The following is a 1854-nucleotide window of genomic DNA, read 5'->3' as shown; positions in this document are numbered from 1 at the left end:
GGAGTATTGTTGGCGTCACTCCCTTCATCGTGGACGTTTGTCCTGTCCCTTACTCGGCGCCCGGTCTGGATAGGGTCGGCAGCAAGAGGGCTTTCTCCTGGCGTTGCGGGCTCACGCTCGTCTTCCAAAATCGCCGGATTTTCACGTTGCTTTGGCATGGCTGACTCCTTTGAAGAGCAAGCCATGCAGCTCATATTTGTTCCGGCCTTTAGGTCTTGAGCCTTGATTTGGTCATCTCGATCTCGACGACCAAGCCGGAGGGAAGCCAGGCGAAGTGCATGCGTGCGCCCAACTGTGATTTGACCGCTCGATCGACAAGAAGGCTGCCAAAGCCTCGCCTTTGAGGCTCGCCGTCGACCATGGGACCACCGAACTCGCCCCAGCGCAAACGGACATCGTCACCCGATGCCTGGACTTTGATCTCCACCGTTCCTCCGGGAACAGAGAGGGAGCCGTGCTTCACAGCGTTCGTCGCCAGTTCGTGAAGCACCAGTGCTATTGCCGTAGAAGCGGACTGGCCAACCCGCACCTCGTCGCCATTCATCGTGATCAAAGGGGTGGCGCCCACGTTGTAGGGTGCAATCAGTCGCCCGATGAGTTCCAGAAGGGTGTCGGGTGCTCGCTCACTGCTTTTCAGGACTATGCCGTGCGCCCTGTTTAGCGATGCGATTCGTTCAACGATGCCTTCCGCGAACTTTGCAGATGCAGGCTCCGCACGAGCGGCCATCGATATGAGGCTGCCGACAACGGCAAAAATATTGCCGATGCGGTGCTGCAACTCGCGGGCGATGAGTTCCCGCTGCTCTTCGGCGGTTCTTCTGGCGGTGATATCGATATGCGCCCCGATGAGCTTGACTGGCTTGCCCAACTCATCCCGCTGGATTTCAGCCTTGGCCAGAATCCAGCGCACAGCGCGGTCAGAAGGGCGAACGATGCGATACTCGGCCTCATACTCGACATCGGTGCCGAACACGCTCCGCTGGAAATGGCTGACGACGCGGTCGCGGTCTTCCGGGTGGATGCGAGCAACCCACGCCTCGTGGGTTTCGTTCTCTGACTCCGGGGGGAGGCCATGGACCGCGAGATACTCTGGCGAGCGCTTGTTCCGAAAGGCGCCTTCACGGAGGTCGACCTCGAGTCCACCGATCTGGCCAATGCGCTGAACGCGGGCGAGCTCTTCCTCCCGCAACCGCAGCCTTCTGAGAGTCTCGTCCAACGGCAACTCTACGCCCCCGGGCAATGTCGTGAACCGCGATCCTCTGCCGCGTCTCAGAACATCGATACTTGCTCAAGGCGATCTGGTTCCGAGGCTTGCATCGCTTTTTTGTTTGGTGGCCATCACGCCTCAGCGCGCCATATCAAGCGGCTTTCTCGCGCACAAAGGAACGATCGGATTGAACCGCGGTTGAGCCTGCATGGCACGCATCGTGATCCGCAACGAAGATCAACTGAACGAGGCTCTTGACCGAGCGATCCACCTCGCGGGCTCTGCGAAGGGCGGCGACGAGGAGCGTGAACTGAACGCGATCAACGCAGCGGTGGAGCTGTACGAGCAGTCGTTGGCCGTCACGGCCGCTTCCGGCCGCGGTGAGCGGAAAACCAAAGACGATGTCCCGAGCGGCACCGGATCGGAGTGAGGCGATGCCGATCGAGAATTCACCCCCGCCGAAGGTCGCCAAGAAAGTCGGCATCCGCGTTGTGGCGATTATCGCATTCATCATCGTGGCGATATTCATCGGCTTCAATCTGAACCACCTGCAAACGCAGCGCGAATTGCAGTCAGGCCAGGTGGATCCCAGAGACGCCCCGAAAAGCCCGACGGACTTGCAAGCGCCGCGGCCCAAACCCTGACCG

Annotated in this window: 3 protein-coding genes; 2 read left to right on the top strand and 1 reads right to left on the bottom strand. The window is 60.1% G+C overall.

Annotated features, from left to right (window positions below; translation table 11 throughout):
• Positions 1-208: 208 nt before the first annotated feature.
• Complete coding sequence (locus WFK61_RS25975; RefSeq protein ID WP_336814935.1) at positions 209-1216, bottom strand: PAS domain-containing protein; 1008 nt, start codon at positions 1214-1216, stop codon at positions 209-211.
• 199 nt (positions 1217-1415) lie between these two features.
• Here WFK61_RS25975 and WFK61_RS25970 point away from each other — a divergent pair, with 199 nt between their 5' ends.
• Entirely contained in the window at positions 1416-1637 is a 222-nt protein-coding gene (locus WFK61_RS25970) for a hypothetical protein (protein WP_336814934.1), read from the top strand.
• 4 nt (positions 1638-1641) lie between these two features.
• Positions 1642-1851, top strand: coding sequence for a hypothetical protein (locus tag WFK61_RS25965; RefSeq protein WP_336814933.1), 210 nt, complete (start codon positions 1642-1644; stop codon positions 1849-1851).
• Positions 1852-1854: the final 3 nt, after the last annotated feature.

Origin of the sequence: Allobosea sp. MMO-172, assembly GCF_037147855.1 — a bacterium.
Lineage (GTDB): Bacteria > Pseudomonadota > Alphaproteobacteria > Rhizobiales > Beijerinckiaceae > Allobosea.
Note: the sequence above shows the minus strand (reverse complement) of the source record. Positions and strands in the feature narration are given on the sequence as shown.

What these genes read in the sequence shown, in the direction of transcription:
- WFK61_RS25970 (WP_336814934.1), top strand. Translation starts at nt 1,416, where the DNA reads ATGGCACGCATCGTGATCCGCAACGAAGATCAACTGAACGAGGCTCTT.
- WFK61_RS25965 (WP_336814933.1), top strand. Translation starts at nt 1,642, where the DNA reads ATGCCGATCGAGAATTCACCCCCGCCGAAGGTCGCCAAGAAAGTCGGC.